This is a genomic window from Rhizobium grahamii, assembly GCF_009498215.1.
Classification (GTDB): Bacteria; Pseudomonadota; Alphaproteobacteria; order Rhizobiales; family Rhizobiaceae; genus Rhizobium; species Rhizobium grahamii_A.
In genome coordinates this window covers 376,574-392,914 of the sequence record NZ_CP043498.1, presented here as the reverse complement: position 1 = coordinate 392,914, position 16,341 = coordinate 376,574, and the positions used below count along the sequence as shown (strand labels likewise).

Sequence of the window (16,341 nt, the reverse complement as noted above, 5' to 3'; positions counted from 1 at the left end):
CACTCGCGCGTCGTAAAATGCCCGCCGCGCGGCAACGCGGCAGGCATATAAGATGAAGTGAAATGTTTCAGAGCCGGTCGACCGCGCCCTTCAGCTTGTCCTTGACCTTGCCCGTTGCCACCTGGGCCTTGCCCTTGGTTTCCTGAGCCGCGCCTTCGCCACGAAGAGCCGGATCATTGGTGGCCTTGCCGATGGCCTGTTTGGCCTTGCCGGCAATCTCGTTGGTCTTACCCGAAATCTTGTCGGTGGTGCTTCCCATCGCTGTTTCCTTTGTTGGTCGGACCATTGTGTCCAATTGCCCGAAGGAAACGCCGCGGGGCGTCGATGGTTCCGCGATCAGGCGTGACCGGCTTCAGCCGAGAGCATCGCAGCGCTGATCCCCATGCCGGCAAGCGCGCGCTCGTACTTGTCGTCGAGGCTTGCGTCGAAGATCAACTCTTCGTTGGCGGCGCAATTCAGCCAGCCATTGTTCCCTATTTCCGCTTCGAGCTGACCCGCGCCCCAGCCGGCGTATCCCAGCATCATGGTAGCGCGCTTCGGTCCGCTTCCATTCGAGATGGCGCGAATGATATCCAGCGTCGCGGTCATGCAGATGTCGTCGCTGACGGGAATGCTGGAATCACAGAGGTAATCGTCCGAATGAAGGACAAAGCCACGGCCGCTCTCGACAGGACCACCGGTCTGGATTTGAAGATCTCGGGCGTTCGGCGGCAGCACGATCGCATCATCATCCTTGATGATGTCGAGATGCAGGAGAACGTCGGTAAACGTCAGTTCCTGCGGCCTGTTGATGATGAACCCCATCGCGCCGGCATCGGAATGGGCGCAAATGTAGATCACGGAGCGGGAAAAATTACTGTCGGCTATGCCCGGCATGGCAATAAGGAACTGGCCGTCGAAGAAGCCACGTTCACGTCTGTTTTTCAGCGTGGATAAGGACATCTTTCCTCCTGCTGCCAGACCGATTTTGGGCCTCGACATAATCAACATGGGCCAATGTCCGGTATCAATCAACTGAAAATGAGAATTTAATTCAAACAGCGTTCTGGACCGATTGCCGCAATTTCCCATAGATATTTCTCCATGCTCATCTCGATCCGCGCTTCACACCTGATCCTTGCCGCCCTTGGCCTCTGTCTATCGTTCACCGCTGCTTCGGCGGAAATGAGCGCATGGGCGGACAACGAAGGCGGGCGCATGCGCCTTGTCGCCCTGCCGCCCGACGCAAAGGGCGAAATACGCGCAGGCCTGCAGGTCGAGCCGCGATCCGGCTGGATCACCTATTGGCGCGAACCCGGCAAAAACGGAATCCCTCCGCAGATTACGATCACACCCGGCAGCAGCGTCACGCTTCAGGAGATCCGCTATCCGGTTCCAAAGCATATCGTCGATGCAAAGGTCGACGAGATCGCCTACGACGCGTCCGTCACCTTCCCCTTGACGCTGAAGGCGACCGGGGCGGCAAGCGAGATCCATGCCATGGCCTTCATCGGCATCTGCAAGGAGATTTGCATTCCCTTCCAGGCTGATCTGACGCTGAAGCTTTCGCCTGCGGCACTGTCGCGGCCGGAAGAGGAAGCCATTCTCGCCGAGGCCGAAAAACGACTGCCGCAACCGCCCTCCTCCGACTTTGCGATTACCGGGCACACGCTTTCGGCCGACGGCAAGAGCCTGACGCTGGAGATGAAGCTGCCACAATCCGGCGAGACGCCGCCGCAGGTCGTTGTTGCCGGCCCGAGCGGCTACGCGTTCACAAGGCAGATCGCGGCGACGCGCACCGGCAACACGGCCAAAGCAACGCTTGCGATCGGCAAGCTGCCCCTCAATTACGACGTTCATGGAAAGGTGTGGAGCGTTCTCGTCATAGACGGGACGCGTGGGATGGAAAGCCCGCTTGCCTTTGAATAGCAGCGTCCTATAGTCCCCCGAACTGCGGCCGGAGCCGCTTTCCAACGAGCATGAGGAGAATTTCATGACGATCGCAATCGGCGACGCGTTGCCATCAGCCACTTTCAAGGAAAAGACCGCCGATGGTCCGGTCGAGACCACGACGGACGCGCTGTTCAAGGGCAAGCGCGTCGTGCTCTTTGCGGTGCCCGGCGCATTCACGCCGACCTGCTCGCTCAACCACCTGCCGGGCTATCTGGAAAACCGCGACACCATTCTCGGCAAGGGTGTCGACGATATCGCCGTCATCGCCGTCAACGACTGGCACGTCATGGGCGCCTGGGCGCAATCCTCGGGCGGGCTCGGCAAGATCCACTTCCTGGCGGACTGGAACGCCGCCTTCACCAAGGCGCTCGGCCTCGATGCCGACCTTTCCGGCGGCGGCCTCGGCATCCGCTCGAAGCGCTATTCGATGCTGGTGGAAGACGGCGTCGTGAAGTCGCTGAACGTTGAAGAGAACCCCGGCCAGGCGACCGTCTCCAGCGCTGCGACGATGATCGAGCAGCTCTGATCCTCTCGATGATTTAGGTTTCGAAAAGCGGCCTTCCCGGCCGCTTTTTTGTTTTCGATGCCTGCCTCGCACAACTGGCTTGACATTGCCTGATTTGTAATAACATTACACGTTACGTTATTACATAATAAGGATTTGCAATGAGGAACGCGACCAGGAAGACCCGCTCGGGAGTGCTCGCGCAATCGGCAGTGTTGCGACTGGCCGCCGCAAGCGTTGCATCTCTCTGCCTCTGGGGATTGATTGCCTGGGCCGTGCGGCTGCAATGATCGATACGATCCACCTCCACGACTTGACGGTCGCGTATAACCGGCATCCTGCCGTCCACCATATTTCCGGGACCTTCGCTCCTGGCAGCCTCACGGCCATTGCGGGGCCGAACGGTGCCGGCAAGTCGACATTGCTGAAGGCGATCATCGGCGAGATCAGGCCGGTGTCCGGCCGGGTCGAACACGGGCTGGCGCCGACGGACTTCGGCTATCTGCCGCAAGCAGCCGATATCAACCGGCGATTTCCGATTTCCGTTCTCGAAACCGTCCTGCTGGGCGCCTGGCGCGAGGCCGGCGCGTTCCGGCAGGTCGGTCGTGCGCAGCGAACGAAAGCCTTCGAGGCACTTGCCGCCGTCGGGCTGGAAGGCTTTGAAGGGCGATCCATCGGCTCGCTTTCGGCCGGGCAGGCACAGCGCGCGCTGTTTGCACGGCTGCTGCTGCAGGATGCGAAGGTCATTCTGCTCGACGAGCCGTTCACCGCGATCGATGCCCGCACGACACGCGACCTTCTGGATATCGTCGCGCGATGGGGCGCCGAGGGACGAACCGTGATCGCGGTGCTGCACGACTTCGAGCAGGTTCGATCGCATTTCCCGCAGACACTTCTTCTTGCACGCGAGATCGTCGACTGGGGAACGACAGCCGATGTCATGAGGCCGGACAACCTCTTGAGAGCCCGGGCCATGGCGGAACGCTGGGACGAGGACGCAGCCGTCTGCGCGCCCGCCGCATGAGCGCTTACGATCTCTTCATCGCGCCGTTTGCCGATTACGGCTTCATGCGGCGCGCGCTCGTCGCCTGCCTCTGCCTCGGCATGGGATCGGGGCCGATCGGCGTGCTGCTGGTTCTTCGCCGGATGAGCCTTGTCGGCGATGCCATGAGCCATGCGATCCTGCCGGGCGCGGCGATCGGCTATATGGTAGCCGGGTCGCTGTCGCTGACGGCAATGGGGCTCGGCGGACTTGTCGCGGGGCTTGCTGTCGCGCTGCTTTCAGGCGCCGTCAGCCGCGCTACCGTGTTGCAGGAAGACGCGAGCTTTGCCAGTTTCTACCTCGCGTCGCTGGCGCTCGGCGTGCTTATCGTCTCGCTTCGAGGATCCAGCATCGACCTGCTGCACGTGCTCTTCGGGACGATCCTTGCGATCGACGCGCCTGCCCTGCACCAGATCGGCGCGATCACCACCGTGACGCTGCTGACGCTCGCCGTCATCTATCGCCCCCTCGTCGTGGAATGCTTCGATCCCGGCTTCCTGCGGGCGGTCGGGGGCCGTGGACCGCTCTATCATTTCCTCTTCCTGCTGCTCGTCGTGCTGACCCTGGTTGCAAGCTTCCAGGCACTCGGCACGCTGATGGCGGTCGGCCTGATGATGCTGCCGGCTGCCATTGCACAGCTCTGGTGCCGAAGCCTGCCATCGATGATGGCGGTTGCCGGCGCAAGCGCTGTGGCGTCGGGTTATCTCGGGCTCGTTGCCTCCTACCATTTCGAGCTCGCCTCCGGACCGACGATCATCATGACCGCAGCCTTGATCTACGGCCTTTCCATCGTTTTCGCGCCCGCCGGACTTCTCCGGCGCTACTTCCCCCGCCCTCACCTTGAGGGCTGACCTCAAAGGAGACCCAGATGATCTCGAAACGACTGCTCCTATCCATCACGCTTTGCGCCTCGACAATGGCGGCCACGCTGCCCGCCTCCGCCGAGACGCTGAAGGTCGTTGCCTCCTTCACCGTCCTCGCGGATGTGGTCAAACAGGTGGGCGGCGACCATGTGCACGTCACCAGCCTCGTCGGCCCGAACGGCGATCCCCACGAGTTCGAACCATCGCCGGCCAATGCCAGAAACCTGAAGGAAGCGAACGTCGTCTTCGTCAGCGGCGAAGGCCTCGAAGGCTGGATGGACAGGCTGATCAGTGCATCCGGCTACCAGGGTAAGCCGGTGGTCGCCTCCGACGGCGTCACGCTTCGGACCATGGAAGAGGACGGCAAGACGATCACCGATCCGCATGTCTGGAACAGCCCCGTCAACGTCAAGGTCTGGGTCGCCAACATCGCGAAGGCGCTTGCCGCGGCGGATCCTGCTGACGCCGGTGCCTTCGACAATAATGCCAAGGCCTACACCGCGAAACTCGATGCGCTCGATGCCTATGCGCGCTCGGCCTTCGACAAGATACCTGAGGACCGCCGCAAGGTGCTGACGAGCCATGATGCTTTCGGCTACTTCGGCCGCGAATACGGGGTGAGCTTCCTAGCGCCGATCGGGATATCGACGGAAAGCGAAGCATCGGCTGCCGAGGTTGCAAAGCTGATCGAACAGATCAAGCAGGAGCGGGTCAAAACCTACTTCTTCGAAAACTCGAACGATCCGCGCCTCGTCCGCCAGGTCGCGAAGGCGACGGGCGCGGAGCCCGGCGGCGAACTCTACGTTGAATCGCTTTCGGACGCGAAGGGCCCCGCCCCCACCTATGAAAAGATGTTTCGCTTCAACGTCGACCAGATCGCCGCGGCGATGCGGAAATCGAGCTGAGTCCCTGATGTCCTAGACTAGACCTGCAGGTCGAAGACGATCAGACCGCCAAGTCCACCGTCCGTCGACGAGACGATGCGCTCGCCGACGGCGACATGATCAGGGTGCACGAGATAGGCGTCGCGTGCATCTGCGCTCTCGAAGGTCACGGCAAAACCGTCGACGTAGCCGGCGTGCAGCCCCTCCGGCGAGACATTCGGGCCGTGCTTGATATCGAGAATGCCTGGTATCAGCTGCTTCAATCCGACGATCGCGTCGAACAGGGACTGCTTTTCATCCCCCGTCATGGCTGCCTTCAGCCGCATCAGCACGCAGTGCAGGATCATATGGTGACCTCCCGGATCCGTTTTCCGCCGAGCATAAGGAGAAACATCGCAGGGGCAAGGGACAAGGCTGTGCCGTTTTGACTGCATCCCCATGTGAATGGCCTTGCGTGGACGGCCTCGGCGACAGCTGATGTGCAGGACGCGACCAATTCGACGCCGCAAACCGTCGTAAACGGAACGGCGCGTCCTACATTCTCGTCTAATCTGTCGATACCCAGCGCGCGGGGAAGAGGAGCCCTGCGTGCAATATGCATTTTCAACGGAGGAGATGGAAATGAGCAAGAACCGAGGCGTCGTCTACATGCGGCCTGGCAAGGTCGAAATCCACGATATCGACGATCCGAAGCTTGAGGCGCCCGATGGCCGCAGGATCGAGCACGGCGTGATCCTGAAAGTCATCTCCACCAACATCTGCGGATCGGACCAGCACATGGTGCGCGGCCGCACCACCGCCATGCCCGGCCTCGTCCTCGGCCATGAGATCACCGGCGAGGTCATCGAGAAGGGCATCGACGTCGAGATGCTTCAGATCGGCGACATCGTTTCCGTGCCGTTCAACGTCGCCTGCGGCCGCTGCCGCTGCTGCAAATCGCAGGACACCGGTGTCTGCCTCACCGTCAACCCGTCACGCGCCGGCGGCGCCTACGGCTATGTCGACATGGGCGGCTGGATCGGCGGACAGGCCCGCTACGTGACCATTCCCTACGCAGACTTCAACCTGCTGAAATTCCCGGACCGCGATCGCGCGATGGAGAAGATTCGCGATCTGACCATGCTTTCCGACATCCTGCCGACCGGCTTTCACGGGGCTGTGCGTGCCGGCGTCGGCGTCGGCTCGACGGTCTATGTAGCCGGCGCCGGTCCGGTCGGTCTTGCGGCGGCCGCTTCCGCCCGCATCCTCGGTGCCGCCGTCGTGATGATCGGCGATTTCAACAAGGATCGCCTTGCCCATGCCGCCAGGGTCGGCTTCGAGCCGATCGACCTGTCGAAGAGCGATCGCCTCGGCGACATGATCGCGCAGGTTACAGGGACGAACGAAGTGGACAGCGCCATCGACGCCGTCGGCTTCGAGGCGCGCGGCCATTCGGGCGGCGAGCAGCCGGCGATCGTTCTGAACCAGATGATGGAAATCACCCGCGCGGCTGGCTCGATCGGCATTCCCGGCCTCTACGTGACCGAGGATCCGGGCGCCGTCGACAACGCCGCCAAGAACGGCAACCTGTCGCTCCGCTTCGGCCTCGGCTGGGCGAAGGCGCAGTCGTTCCATACGGGCCAGACGCCTGTCCTGAAGTACAACCGCCAGCTCATGCAGGCGATCCTGCACGATCGGCTGCCGATAGCTGATATCGTCAACGCCAAGGTCATTCCGCTCGAAGAGGCGGTGCAGGGCTACGAAAGCTTCGACCATGGTGCGGCGACGAAGTTCGTGCTCGACCCGCATGGCGAGGTCGCGAAGGCGGCTTGATCTAGTTCGGGTTCTTTCCGGCCTGGAAAGCCATGAGACAATGAGGGGCGGCCGTCGTCGTACAGCCGCCCCTGCCATTTGCAAATTTCATGATCGTTTTGCCGGTCCTCGGAATGAGCGCATCCGGCGCGAAGTCTTGCCGATGCCCTTAGGTTACGAACGGCATGATATCCACGCCGTCACCGGGAAACACGGTGAAGTGCGGGTGGTCCGCGAACATCCGTGCGGCGGCATCGGCGTTTTCCGCCTCGACCACCAGGTAGCCGCAGAACGGGTTCACGGCCTTGGCGATGCCGTCCTTGGTTACACGGGTGGTTTTTCCGACCATGCCGCCACGATCGAGGATGAACGCGGCGTTTCTTTCTTCCCACGCTGCCCACTCCGCTATGCCGGCGGCGTCGATTGCATCCTGCTCGGCTTTCGGCAGTTCTCGAAAAGCCAAGACGGCTTCGGGCTTCATCGTGTAAACGGCAAGAAAGCGGGGCATTGGCGCGTTCTCCGAAGGCTTGGATGGTCATTCAGCTTACACGCCTGACACCAGAAATCACCCGCTGCCTCGCATCGGGATCGCTTTCGGCTTTAGGCGGAGGCCAGCCTTGTCGCGAATCGCTCAACTCGCTAGGCTTCGGCCACAGGCTCGACCCAAGCCTCCCCCCTCCTTTCGGGGAAGCATCGCACATGCAGGGTGACGCCAGATCATCGAACCATCTGTTCGAGCATCGCATGAGGAGGGGTTGCGTTTCGGCTCGCAATAGAGGTCTATGATGAAACTCTCTGCACCGATATTTCAGCTCAAGCGCCGCGCCAAGCTGATGGCACGGAACGACAAGGTTCCGCTCAACCAAGCATTGGACCAGATCGCCCGCGACGAGGGGTTTGCAAGATGGAGCCTACTTTCGTCCCGAATGTCTTCCGGGCCGCTTTCGCAAACGATCCTGTCTCGCCTTGGTGATGGCGACCTGCTCTTACTCGCCGGGCGTCCCGGCCACGGCAAGACCACCCTTGGGCTTCAGCTTCTGATCGATGCAGTCCGCGCTGGCCGCACGGCTTTCTTGTTCAGTCTGGAGTTCACCGAGCAACAGGCAAGCAAGCATCTTCGATCGCTGGAGGGCGATACTGACCGCATTGCCGACAGGGTGCGAATTGTCACGTCCGATGAGATCAGCGCGGACTACATCATAAGCCATCTGGCGGGGTCGAAGCCTGGAACGGTCGCGGTCATCGACTATCTGCAGGTGCTCGACCAGAACCGGAGCAAACCCGTTCTTTCCGAGCAGGTTCAGACGCTCGGCGATTTCGCGCAACGGACGGGCGTTGTGCTCGGCTTCATCTCGCAGATCGACCGGTCGTTTGATCCGGCAAGCAAACGGCTTCCCGATATCCGCGATATCCGCCTTCCGAACTTCGTCGATCTCGGCCTTTTCAACAAGGCCTGCTTCCTTCACGAAGGGGAAGCCCAGCTGCAAGACGTCGCCTGATTGCCTGCCGCGGCTCTTCAGGGTCGCGGCACGTATGCCTATATATTGCAGCCTCTGGCGCGAAGCGTCCGGCTCGATGTCGGCTATCGGCCCTTTGCGGACGTTGGCGGAAAGCCTCCCGTCACACAGCCTCGCCCCGAAGACGCACAATATCCTTCGAGGGTGGTAGCCCGAACTGCCTTGCGTATTCCCGGCTGAACTGGTTTGGGCTTTCATAGCCGACGCCGAAGGCGACCGACGTTGCCGTTCCTTCTCCAGCCATCAAAAGCGTGCGCGCATGCAGTAGCCGGACTTGCTTCTGATACTGGATCGGGCTCAGCGCCGTGATTGCCTTGAAGTGTCGATGGAACGCCGAGACGCTGAGAGCCGCCATTTCCGCAAGAGCCTCGACCCTCAGCGGCTTGGCGAAATTTTCTCGAATCCATTGGATCGAAACGCCGATCCGCGACAGTGCGGCATCTGGCGCGGCAATGTCCCGCAGCATCCAGCCGAGCGGTCCTTGCAGCACCCTGAAAAGGATCTCACGCTCGTAGGCAGGCGCAAGCACGGAGACTTCGTCCGGACGGTCCATCAGCCGGAGCATCCGCACCCAGGCGTCGAGGAACTCGTCGTTGACCGGCGCGACGGAGAAGCCGCAGCCGAACAGCTTGCTGCAGACCTGCACGGGCAGATCGCTGATGAGGGCGGCGACCGTTGGCGGATGGAGTGTCAGGCTGACCGCGAGGTAGGGTTCCCCCGCCACCGAAGGGTGAACCGACCCCACCGCCGGAAGATCGACCGACATGACGAAATACGTCGCCGGGTCGTAGGCGAATGTCCGCTCACCGACCGTCATCGTCTTCGAGCCAGTCAGGATTAGGTTGATCATCGGCTCGTAGACGGCTGAAAGCCGATGCTCCGGGATCTCGCCCTGGACCATCGCAACACGAGGAATTCCCGTTTCTGTTCGGCGGTTTTCCGCCGTCGATGCCAGAGCGCGCAGTTCCTGAAGTTGTTTTTGCATGGAGGTGACCGTGACAGTTCGGGAACGCCTCCGCAAGCGGAAAGCAGAAATAGGCAAGCTTCGGAGAGGAATAGGTGAGCGGGCGGGACGGCACAGGCCTAGCTTCAGGGCACAACAAACAGCCAAGGAAACGGCCATGAAGATTGTCATCGTCACCGGGGGAAGCCGGGGTCTCGGAGCCAGCACAGCCATCGAATGCGCCCGCAAAGGAATGGGCGTCGTCGTGACCTACAACAGCAACCCTGCAAAGGCGGACGATGTCGTGAAGACGATCGCTGAGGGCGGCGGCAAGGCCTTTGCCCTGAAGCTCGACGTCGCCGACGTCGGCGCATTCCCCGCGTTTCGTGATGCAGTCGCTTCGAAACTTCGGTCCGTCTTTGGTCGGGACGATTTCGATTATCTCGTCAACAATGCAGGATACGGCCTGTTCAATCCGATCGCGACAGTCACGGAAGAGCAATTCGATGGGCTGTTCAACGTCCATCTCAAGGGGCCGTTCTTTCTGACCCAGATCCTGTTGCCGCTGATGGCCGACGGTGGCCAGATCATCAACATCACCAGTGCTACCACGCGCGTGGCGACTGCAGGCGTCGCCCCCTACGCGGCCTTCAAGGGTGGCCTGGAAGTCCTGACCCGCTACATGGCCAAGGAGTTCGGCGAGCGGCGCATCCGGGCGAACTCGATCGCGCCCGGCGCAATCCGCACCGAACTCGGCGGCGGCCTGAACGACGAGTTCGAGGCGATGCTTGCAGGCCAGACCGCACTCGGCCGCGTTGGCGAGCCTGAAGATATCGGTGGCGTTGTCGCCAGTCTCCTTTCCGCCGAGAACCGCTGGATCAACGCCCAAAACATCGAGGTCGCGGGCGGCTACATCATCTGAACGAAGGAGAGCGATATGCTCGACCATGTCTTCATTTCAGTCAGCGACATCAATCGCTCCATCGCCTTCTACGAGGCGGCGCTGGCCCCACTCGGCATCGTTCACGCCCATGACTACGAGGGGAAGGACGGCCCTCCCGGTCATCCGGATCTTAAGGGTTCGGCGCGAACGGCCGGGTATTCTTCTGGCTCCGCGAAGGCGTGGTCGAAGGCCGCGCAGTCCATGTCGGCTTCATCGCCGATGGCACCTTCCAGGTCGATGCCGCCTTCGCCGCCGCCATGATGGCAGGCGCATCGGAAATCCATCCGCCGGGAGGACAGCTCCACTACGACCCCCGCTACTACGCCGCCCAAGTTCGCGACCCGGACGGCTACAGTCTCGAATTCGTCTACAAGGAATGGCAGCACTGACATGACAAAACTGATGATCTACGGCGCGACCGGCTATACCGGCCGCATTGCGGCAGAGCATGCGAAGGCGGCCGGCACGCCGCTTGTTCTCGCCGGCCGCAACGAAGCGACCCTTTCGACGCTTTCTGCAGAACTCGGCGTCGAATACCGCGTCTTCGGTCTCGACGATGCTGCAGCGATCGGTGCAGGTCTGGCCGGCATCTCCGTTCTCTTGAATTGCGCCGGCCCGTTTATGCGCACGGCCAACGCCCTGATGACCGCGTCGATCCGCAACGGTATCCACTATCTCGACACGGCTGCCGAACTCGACAGCTATCGTCTGGCCGAGACCTTGGACGACAGGGCGAAGGCCGCGGGCGTGATGCTCATGCCGGGTGGCGGTGGCAGTGTCGCCATGCTCGGTAGCCTCGCTGGACATGCGGTTCTGCGAGTGGAGAATCCTCGCAAGATCAGGATCGCGCTGCACGTGGCGGGTGGACTGTCACGCGGATCGGCGATCAGCGCCAGCGAGAACGTCACCGTCGAGACCCTGGCGCGGGTGGACGGCAAGCTTGTCGCCATTGCCGCCGACGGCATCCGCAAGTTCGATTTCGGCAAGGGGGCGGTGGACTGCTTCCCGGTGACGCTACCCGATCTCATAACGATCTGGAGGGCGACGGCCGTTCCCAACGTCGAGACCTTCGTGCATGTCACCGGTGATGGTTTCCCGCAAGGGGATCTATCGACCCTCCCGGACGGCCCAAGCGAAGAGGAACGGCTGGCGAACCGCTACCAGGCGTCCGTCGAAGTTGCCGGCGCAGATGGAACGATCACCCGCTCCACCCTCGATACGGTCAACGGCTACACGTTCACGGCAATGGCGGCAGCCGAGGCAGGTCGGCGTGTTCTGGGCGGCGAAGCCCGCCCCGGCTTCCAGACGCCTGCAGCTCTGTTCGGAAGCGGCTTCGCGCAGACCATCGCCAATACGACGATCACCGATGTCTGAGGAGCTCGGTACCATGCAGAAGCTCGTCGAATCCTTCATCGCGACCGCCAATGCCTTTGACGTCGAAGGGGCATTGTCCCTGTTTGCAACCGACGCTGTCATCGACGATGCTTCGGTTGGCAACGCCTTCGTTGGTCGTACTGGTGTCCGCCAATACCTCGAGCGGTTCTTTGTCGGCTACAGCACCAGCAGCAAGCTGCTATCCATGGAAGAATTGGACACCTTCCATTCGAGCGTCCGGCTGGATTTCACCGGCGATTTCGGACACGAGATCGGCACCCTGAAGATCGCGATCAATTCCGCCGGCCTGATCGAGCGCATCGACGCCGATCTCGAATAATAGACCCCACCAGTCCTATCGAACCACAGACACCCGCGCCAAGCGCACCGATGCCGGGGACGGTCTGCACTCCGCAGGCCTCCGGCACGACAGGGAGCACGTTCATGACCATACCGCCATCATTCGCACAGGACGCAGCAGACAGACTAGCCGTCGTTGAGGCTCTCTATCGCTTCGCCGCCGGTATCGATCTTCGCGACAACAATCTCCTCGCCTCGTCGCTGGCGGAGAATGCCGTCTCCGACTTCCGGCCGGCTGCTGCCAAGGCCGGCTTGGACTATCCGGTCATCGAGGGCCGGGATGTCATCGTCTCGGCGCTGACAGCATCGCTCGCCACCCTGGACACCACACATTCCGTCAGCAATCCGCGGGTGACGATCGATGGCGATAGTGCATGCATGGATGTTCTCGTCGAGGCGCAGCACGTTCCCCGCAGCGATCCCTCGCGTCACTTCCTGATGAAGAACCGTTACGACGTCGAGCTGAAGAGGAGCGGCGACATCTGGGTCATCACCCGCAACACGGTCGACAATATCTGGCGCTCCGGTGACATCGGAGTTCTTTCCGGGATCTAGCCTCTGTTATGTGTGCTCAAGGAGGGCGGCGGCGAGACATTGTCTCCGCCGCCTGCATATCCCTGCGTTCAGTGACGGAACAGACGCTGTGGCAATCTGTTGGCCGGGCGGCTCAGGAGCTTATGGTGGCTCGGGACAGCGCCATGCCCGCTCTTGGCGCGAAGCGGTCGGCCATGGCGCGGTGGCGGAGTTCGGGCGCGACCCGCATGGCGAGATTGCCAAGGCGGGATGATTCAACTCTTCAGCAGAGCGCGGCGGGGGATTGTATCCGTCGCGTTTTCTTTTTTGACGCTTGGATGGATCCATGTTCTCGCCTGCTGTCAGGCGAAGCCATAGGCCGCGCGGGCCTCAAGACAGGCGCCATCTCCGGGCATGCAGGCGCGGCAGACGTCCGGACGGATTTCATAGATCGAGCATGAAGTATTGACGCCGACGCGGCCGTGGAGGGCGACGCAGCGGTCGCCGTGGCAGCGCATGCCCTGCTGGTCATCCGAAACGAAGTGCGGCGGGATCGCATCCAGTTCCTCGTCGGTCTCGGTGGAGAACCTCGGCCAGCTCGACGAAAACGAGCAGCAGGCACCGCAGGCCTGACAGTCAAAATCGATCGAAGCGGTCATGGTATTCCTTGGTTTCCGGTGGTCGAGCCGCAAGCTTTGCCACACGACTTTGTCTGATTTCCGCCGGTGGTATTTTCGGAGAATGGCGCGGCATGCACGCAAGCGGTTGCCGGATTGATTCAGAAACCCGGCCTATCTGGCTGTTTTCACGTACCGAGATAGCAAATGCCGCCTAGTTTGGCAAAGCGCCTAAGGATGAATGGCCTCTTCCAGCGACTACGCACTATCGCGGAGCAACTTCGCGACCTCAAACAACGGCGGAACGGCGGGATTGCTCGAGGTGGCGGAGGCACAAAGGACGATGTCGAATTCCGGGGCGTTTGCGATCGGTCTGGACACCAGCCGATCGGCAAGATCCGAGCACAGTGATTGCGGGATCAGCGCGATGCCGAGGCCTTCGGCGACGAGCCGGATGATGGTGTGCTGCAGGCGCGGTTCGAGCGCGAAATGCGGGACGACGCCTGCGGCCACGCAGTAGTTCCTGATGGCGTCGCGCAGCGTCGGCGTGACGCTTGCGGGTGCGGCGATCAGTCGTTCGCCTTCCAGATGCTTAGGCTCGGCTTGCTCGACCCGCGCCAAGGGATGGTCGGCACGCACGATCAGGCGGAGGCGGTCGCGGGCGAGAAGTGCCGTGCGCAGGTGTGGCGCCGGGCTGCCGCCGAAGGTGACGGCGGCGTCGAGGCGGCCTTCCATCAGCATTTCCTCGATATCGGTCGGTATGCGTTCCTCGAGCACGAGGCGCACATCCGGGCGCGTCTCGGAGTACATTCGCACCAGGGACGGCACGACGCTGTAGGCGGCGTTCATCATGAAGCCGAGTTTCAGTTCGCCCTTTGCGCCGGATGCCACCAGCTGCACGTCGCGACAGGCGGCGTCGAAATGGGCGAGCACCGCGCGGCACTCTTCGAGGAAATGCTTGCCCGCAGCCGTCAGCGCGACGTTGCGGGAGTTGCGTTCGAACAGCCGGGCGCCGAGGGTTCGTTCGATCGCGGCGATCTGGCGGCTGAAGGGCGGCTGACTCATGTTCATGCGCGCAGCCGCGTGGCCGAAGTGCAAGGTCTCGGCAAGGGCCACGAAATAGCGCATGTGGCGCGTATCCATTTAATACCTCAGAAGCATCGATCAGCCATCAAACCGACATTGGATTATCTCGATGTCAGGCGCTAGACAATGGTCTTTGCAACCTGAGTGCCTCCCATGCTCACCAATCTCATGATCGTCCTGCCGATCTTCGCCCTGATACTGACCGGATGGATTGCGCGGAAATCCGGCGCGCTCGGTCCGAACGCGACGCGCGAAGTCAACCGGCTGGTGGTCTACCTGGCGCTGCCCGCCCTGCTCTTCGACATCATGGCCAATGCCAAGCCCTCGCAGATCTGGCAGCCCGGCTTCATCCTGGCGTTTACGTCGGGCTGCGCCATCATCTTCGGAGCGACGCTGTGGTGGCGGATGGCCAAGGGGCGGCAGCTTGCCGATGCGGCGATCGACAGCCTCAATGCGAGCTATGCCAACACGGGCTTCGTCGGTTTTCCGCTGGTGCTGTCGCTGGTCGGCGATTCCGGCATGGCGCCGACGCTGATCTCGACGATCCTGACGGTCTGTGTGCTCTTCGCGGTCGCCATCGTGCTGATCGAAGGCGGGCTGCAATCGGAGACGCGCCGGCGGGATATCGCGACGAAGACCTTCTTCTCGCTGGCCAAAAACCCGCTGCTGATCGCGCCTGTTATCGGCGCGCTGTTCATGCTCTCGGGCGTGCCGCTGCCGGCGCCCATGCATTCCTTCCTGAAGCTTCTCGGCGGCGCGGCGTCGCCCTGCGCGCTGATCGCGCTCGGCCTGTTCCTGGCAGGGTCGAAAGCGGGGGCCGCCACCGAGCGGGCGGCGACGACGGGCATTCTCGTCGGGCTCAAGCTGATCGCGCAGCCTGCCGTGACCTGGATTATCGCCGGTCCGCTGCTAAGGCTGCCGCCGGTTGCCGTGCACACCGCCGTTCTGCTTGCGGCGCTGCCGACCGGCACCGGGCCGTTCATGCTGGCGGAGTTCTATGGCCGGGAGGCAAGCCTGACGGGGCGGGTCGTGCTGGCCTCGACGGTGCTGTCGATCGCGACGATTTCGGCCTATCTCGCCATCGCCGGGCGGTGATGTCCTACCGGATTTCCAGCAGCAGCGCCCGATGGTCGGAGACCTCGGGATCGGCCACCGGATCGAATACCGCCACATCAACATCAGGCGTCACCAGCATGTAATCGGCGTAGCGGCCCTCCTTGGTGTAGTGCGAGGTCCGGGTATCGATATGGCCTCGGGAGGTGACCAGATCGGTGAGGCCGAGTTCGGCCAGCACCTCGAAGGTGGCGCTATCGGGCAGAAGATTGAGATCGCCGCAGACGACGAGCCGTTCGCCGGCACGCCTGATACGGCTGATCAGCGAAACAAGAGACTGCGCCTGGGCGTGGCGGGCCGGTGTATCGCCCTTGCCGGCGAGGTCGCGCAGGCCGTGCAACTGGGCGATGGTGATGGGCCTGTTACTGGCGTAGTCGAAGAGCCTGATGCAATCAGCATTGCGCGGCCGCGGGTGCTCGCCGTAGCCATCACCGGAAAAATCGCCATGCACGAAATCCACCGCGCGGCCGATAACCGGATAGCGGTTGCGCACGAAGGTCGCGAGGCCGAACTCGGACCACACCAGCGTCTCGCCATCGAAGAGCGTGCCGCGTGCCGTCGGCGCGAAGAAGGCGTCGTGATGGGGAAGGATCGCCTTGATCTCATCGAAGAGATTGGCGCGCTGCGGCAGGATGTGGCTGCCGTCGCGATACTCCAGCCAGTCGGAGTCGACGCCGACCGAACGGGTCACTTCCTGCAGGCAGAGGACGTCGGGATCGGCATCGCGCAGATAGCGGATCAGCGGCTCATGGAGCTTGCCGCCCCAGGCATTCAGCGAGATCACGCGCACCGCAGCCCTCCTCAGGCGTTGATTCAAGCGCTTGCCGGATTGATTCAGGCAAGCGCCTCATGTGGCTG

The 16,341-nt window shown here is 62.2% G+C and carries 21 protein-coding genes; 13 read left to right on the top strand and 8 right to left on the bottom strand.

Annotated features, from left to right (window positions below; genetic code table 11):
* Positions 1-67: 67 nt before the first annotated feature.
* Positions 68-259, bottom strand: a complete 192-nt coding sequence (locus FZ934_RS01950) for a CsbD family protein (RefSeq protein ID WP_153269684.1) — start codon at positions 257-259, stop codon at positions 68-70.
* A gap of 77 nt (positions 260-336) precedes the next feature.
* Positions 337-942 (bottom strand): YqgE/AlgH family protein, encoded by a 606-nt coding sequence (locus FZ934_RS01945; protein WP_153269683.1) that lies wholly within the window; start codon positions 940-942, stop codon positions 337-339.
* Between the two features lie 141 nt (positions 943-1,083).
* Between FZ934_RS01945 and FZ934_RS01940 the strand changes: the two genes are divergently transcribed.
* From FZ934_RS01940 to FZ934_RS01920, 5 genes are all read left to right on the top strand, one after another.
* Positions 1,084-1,908: a protein-disulfide reductase DsbD domain-containing protein gene (locus tag FZ934_RS01940; protein WP_153269682.1), complete on the top strand. Its 825-nt coding sequence runs from the start codon at positions 1,084-1,086 to the stop codon at positions 1,906-1,908.
* Positions 1,909-1,972: 64 nt separating this feature from the next.
* Positions 1,973-2,458: a peroxiredoxin gene (locus FZ934_RS01935; RefSeq protein WP_153269681.1), complete on the top strand. Its 486-nt coding sequence runs from the start codon at positions 1,973-1,975 to the stop codon at positions 2,456-2,458.
* A 265-nt stretch (positions 2,459-2,723) separates the two neighbouring features.
* Positions 2,724-3,461, top strand: a complete 738-nt coding sequence (locus FZ934_RS01930) for a metal ABC transporter ATP-binding protein (RefSeq protein ID WP_153269680.1) — start codon at positions 2,724-2,726, stop codon at positions 3,459-3,461.
* Complete coding sequence (locus FZ934_RS01925; protein WP_153269679.1) at positions 3,458-4,330, top strand: metal ABC transporter permease; 873 nt, start codon at positions 3,458-3,460, stop codon at positions 4,328-4,330. Before FZ934_RS01930 ends, FZ934_RS01925 begins: the two co-directional genes overlap by 4 nt.
* Before the next feature lie 17 nt (positions 4,331-4,347).
* Complete coding sequence (locus FZ934_RS01920; protein WP_153269678.1) at positions 4,348-5,247, top strand: metal ABC transporter solute-binding protein, Zn/Mn family; 900 nt, start codon at positions 4,348-4,350, stop codon at positions 5,245-5,247.
* A gap of 17 nt (positions 5,248-5,264) precedes the next feature.
* Here the strand turns inward: FZ934_RS01920 and FZ934_RS01915 are convergent, their stop codons facing one another.
* Positions 5,265-5,573 carry a Dabb family protein gene (locus FZ934_RS01915; protein ID WP_056824858.1) on the bottom strand — a complete coding sequence of 103 codons (309 nt, stop codon included), beginning with the start codon at positions 5,571-5,573 and terminating at the stop codon, positions 5,265-5,267.
* A gap of 274 nt (positions 5,574-5,847) precedes the next feature.
* On the opposite strand from FZ934_RS01915, the gene fdhA reads away from it, so the two are divergent.
* Positions 5,848-7,038 (top strand): formaldehyde dehydrogenase, glutathione-independent, encoded by a 1,191-nt coding sequence (gene fdhA, locus FZ934_RS01910; RefSeq protein ID WP_153269677.1) that lies wholly within the window; start codon positions 5,848-5,850, stop codon positions 7,036-7,038.
* Between the two features lie 148 nt (positions 7,039-7,186).
* Here fdhA and FZ934_RS01905 read toward each other — a convergent pair whose 3' ends face one another.
* Positions 7,187-7,525, bottom strand: coding sequence for a hypothetical protein (locus FZ934_RS01905; protein ID WP_153269676.1), 339 nt, complete (start codon positions 7,523-7,525; stop codon positions 7,187-7,189).
* Positions 7,526-7,802: 277 nt separating this feature from the next.
* Here FZ934_RS01905 and FZ934_RS01900 point away from each other — a divergent pair, with 277 nt between their 5' ends.
* Positions 7,803-8,516: a DNA helicase gene (locus FZ934_RS01900; RefSeq protein WP_153269675.1), complete on the top strand. Its 714-nt coding sequence runs from the start codon at positions 7,803-7,805 to the stop codon at positions 8,514-8,516.
* Positions 8,517-8,637: 121 nt separating this feature from the next.
* Here the strand turns inward: FZ934_RS01900 and FZ934_RS01895 are convergent, their stop codons facing one another.
* On the bottom strand, positions 8,638-9,519 hold the full coding sequence (locus tag FZ934_RS01895; protein WP_153269674.1) for an AraC family transcriptional regulator: 882 nt from the start codon (positions 9,517-9,519) through the stop codon (positions 8,638-8,640).
* Positions 9,520-9,655: 136 nt separating this feature from the next.
* Here FZ934_RS01895 and FZ934_RS01890 point away from each other — a divergent pair, with 136 nt between their 5' ends.
* The 5 genes from FZ934_RS01890 (at position 9,656) to FZ934_RS01870 (ending at position 12,709) form a co-directional block, all read left to right on the top strand.
* A complete protein-coding gene (locus tag FZ934_RS01890) occupies positions 9,656-10,399 on the top strand; it encodes an SDR family NAD(P)-dependent oxidoreductase (RefSeq protein WP_153269673.1) in 744 nt (247 codons plus the stop codon).
* Positions 10,400-10,599: 200 nt separating this feature from the next.
* Positions 10,600-10,809 carry a VOC family protein gene (locus tag FZ934_RS27975; protein ID WP_246737823.1) on the top strand — a complete coding sequence of 70 codons (210 nt, stop codon included), beginning with the start codon at positions 10,600-10,602 and terminating at the stop codon, positions 10,807-10,809.
* A 1-nt stretch (position 10,810) separates the two neighbouring features.
* On the top strand, positions 10,811-11,794 hold the full coding sequence (locus FZ934_RS01880; RefSeq protein WP_153269672.1) for a saccharopine dehydrogenase family protein: 984 nt from the start codon (positions 10,811-10,813) through the stop codon (positions 11,792-11,794).
* A 13-nt stretch (positions 11,795-11,807) separates the two neighbouring features.
* The gene (locus tag FZ934_RS01875) at positions 11,808-12,134 is read left to right on the top strand and encodes a nuclear transport factor 2 family protein (RefSeq protein WP_153269671.1); all 327 of its coding nucleotides are present in this window, start codon (positions 11,808-11,810) and stop codon (positions 12,132-12,134) included.
* A 104-nt stretch (positions 12,135-12,238) separates the two neighbouring features.
* Positions 12,239-12,709, top strand: coding sequence for a nuclear transport factor 2 family protein (locus tag FZ934_RS01870; protein ID WP_153269670.1), 471 nt, complete (start codon positions 12,239-12,241; stop codon positions 12,707-12,709).
* Between the two features lie 320 nt (positions 12,710-13,029).
* On the opposite strand, the gene FZ934_RS01865 is transcribed toward FZ934_RS01870, so the two are convergent.
* Positions 13,030-13,326: a YkgJ family cysteine cluster protein gene (locus FZ934_RS01865; RefSeq protein ID WP_153269669.1), complete on the bottom strand. Its 297-nt coding sequence runs from the start codon at positions 13,324-13,326 to the stop codon at positions 13,030-13,032.
* 216 nt (positions 13,327-13,542) lie between these two features.
* Entirely contained in the window at positions 13,543-14,427 is an 885-nt protein-coding gene (locus FZ934_RS01860; protein WP_153269668.1) for a LysR family transcriptional regulator, read from the bottom strand.
* A gap of 96 nt (positions 14,428-14,523) precedes the next feature.
* Here FZ934_RS01860 and FZ934_RS01855 point away from each other — a divergent pair, with 96 nt between their 5' ends.
* Positions 14,524-15,465, top strand: a complete 942-nt coding sequence (locus FZ934_RS01855) for an AEC family transporter (protein WP_153269667.1) — start codon at positions 14,524-14,526, stop codon at positions 15,463-15,465.
* A 4-nt stretch (positions 15,466-15,469) separates the two neighbouring features.
* Here FZ934_RS01855 and FZ934_RS01850 read toward each other — a convergent pair whose 3' ends face one another.
* The gene (locus tag FZ934_RS01850; RefSeq protein WP_153269666.1) at positions 15,470-16,273 is read right to left on the bottom strand and encodes an endonuclease/exonuclease/phosphatase family protein; all 804 of its coding nucleotides are present in this window, start codon (positions 16,271-16,273) and stop codon (positions 15,470-15,472) included.
* Positions 16,274-16,341: the final 68 nt, after the last annotated feature.

Excerpts from the sequence above, each read along its gene's own strand:
- FZ934_RS01950 (WP_153269684.1), bottom strand. The coding sequence starts at position 259 with ATGGGAAGCACCACCGACAAGATTTCGGGTAAGACCAACGAGATTGCC.
- FZ934_RS01945 (WP_153269683.1), bottom strand. The coding sequence starts at position 942 with ATGTCCTTATCCACGCTGAAAAACAGACGTGAACGTGGCTTCTTCGAC.
- FZ934_RS01940 (WP_153269682.1), top strand. The coding sequence starts at position 1,084 with ATGCTCATCTCGATCCGCGCTTCACACCTGATCCTTGCCGCCCTTGGC.
- FZ934_RS01935 (WP_153269681.1), top strand. The coding sequence starts at position 1,973 with ATGACGATCGCAATCGGCGACGCGTTGCCATCAGCCACTTTCAAGGAA.
- FZ934_RS01930 (WP_153269680.1), top strand. The coding sequence starts at position 2,724 with ATGATCGATACGATCCACCTCCACGACTTGACGGTCGCGTATAACCGG.
- FZ934_RS01925 (WP_153269679.1), top strand. The coding sequence starts at position 3,458 with ATGAGCGCTTACGATCTCTTCATCGCGCCGTTTGCCGATTACGGCTTC.
- FZ934_RS01920 (WP_153269678.1), top strand. The coding sequence starts at position 4,348 with ATGATCTCGAAACGACTGCTCCTATCCATCACGCTTTGCGCCTCGACA.
- FZ934_RS01915 (WP_056824858.1), bottom strand. The coding sequence starts at position 5,573 with ATGATCCTGCACTGCGTGCTGATGCGGCTGAAGGCAGCCATGACGGGG.
- fdhA (WP_153269677.1), top strand. The coding sequence starts at position 5,848 with ATGAGCAAGAACCGAGGCGTCGTCTACATGCGGCCTGGCAAGGTCGAA.
- FZ934_RS01905 (WP_153269676.1), bottom strand. The coding sequence starts at position 7,525 with ATGCCCCGCTTTCTTGCCGTTTACACGATGAAGCCCGAAGCCGTCTTG.
- FZ934_RS01900 (WP_153269675.1), top strand. The coding sequence starts at position 7,803 with ATGAAACTCTCTGCACCGATATTTCAGCTCAAGCGCCGCGCCAAGCTG.
- FZ934_RS01895 (WP_153269674.1), bottom strand. The coding sequence starts at position 9,519 with ATGCAAAAACAACTTCAGGAACTGCGCGCTCTGGCATCGACGGCGGAA.
- FZ934_RS01890 (WP_153269673.1), top strand. The coding sequence starts at position 9,656 with ATGAAGATTGTCATCGTCACCGGGGGAAGCCGGGGTCTCGGAGCCAGC.
- FZ934_RS01880 (WP_153269672.1), top strand. The coding sequence starts at position 10,811 with ATGACAAAACTGATGATCTACGGCGCGACCGGCTATACCGGCCGCATT.
- FZ934_RS01875 (WP_153269671.1), top strand. The coding sequence starts at position 11,808 with ATGCAGAAGCTCGTCGAATCCTTCATCGCGACCGCCAATGCCTTTGAC.
- FZ934_RS01870 (WP_153269670.1), top strand. The coding sequence starts at position 12,239 with ATGACCATACCGCCATCATTCGCACAGGACGCAGCAGACAGACTAGCC.
- FZ934_RS01865 (WP_153269669.1), bottom strand. The coding sequence starts at position 13,326 with ATGACCGCTTCGATCGATTTTGACTGTCAGGCCTGCGGTGCCTGCTGC.
- FZ934_RS01860 (WP_153269668.1), bottom strand. The coding sequence starts at position 14,427 with ATGGATACGCGCCACATGCGCTATTTCGTGGCCCTTGCCGAGACCTTG.
- FZ934_RS01855 (WP_153269667.1), top strand. The coding sequence starts at position 14,524 with ATGCTCACCAATCTCATGATCGTCCTGCCGATCTTCGCCCTGATACTG.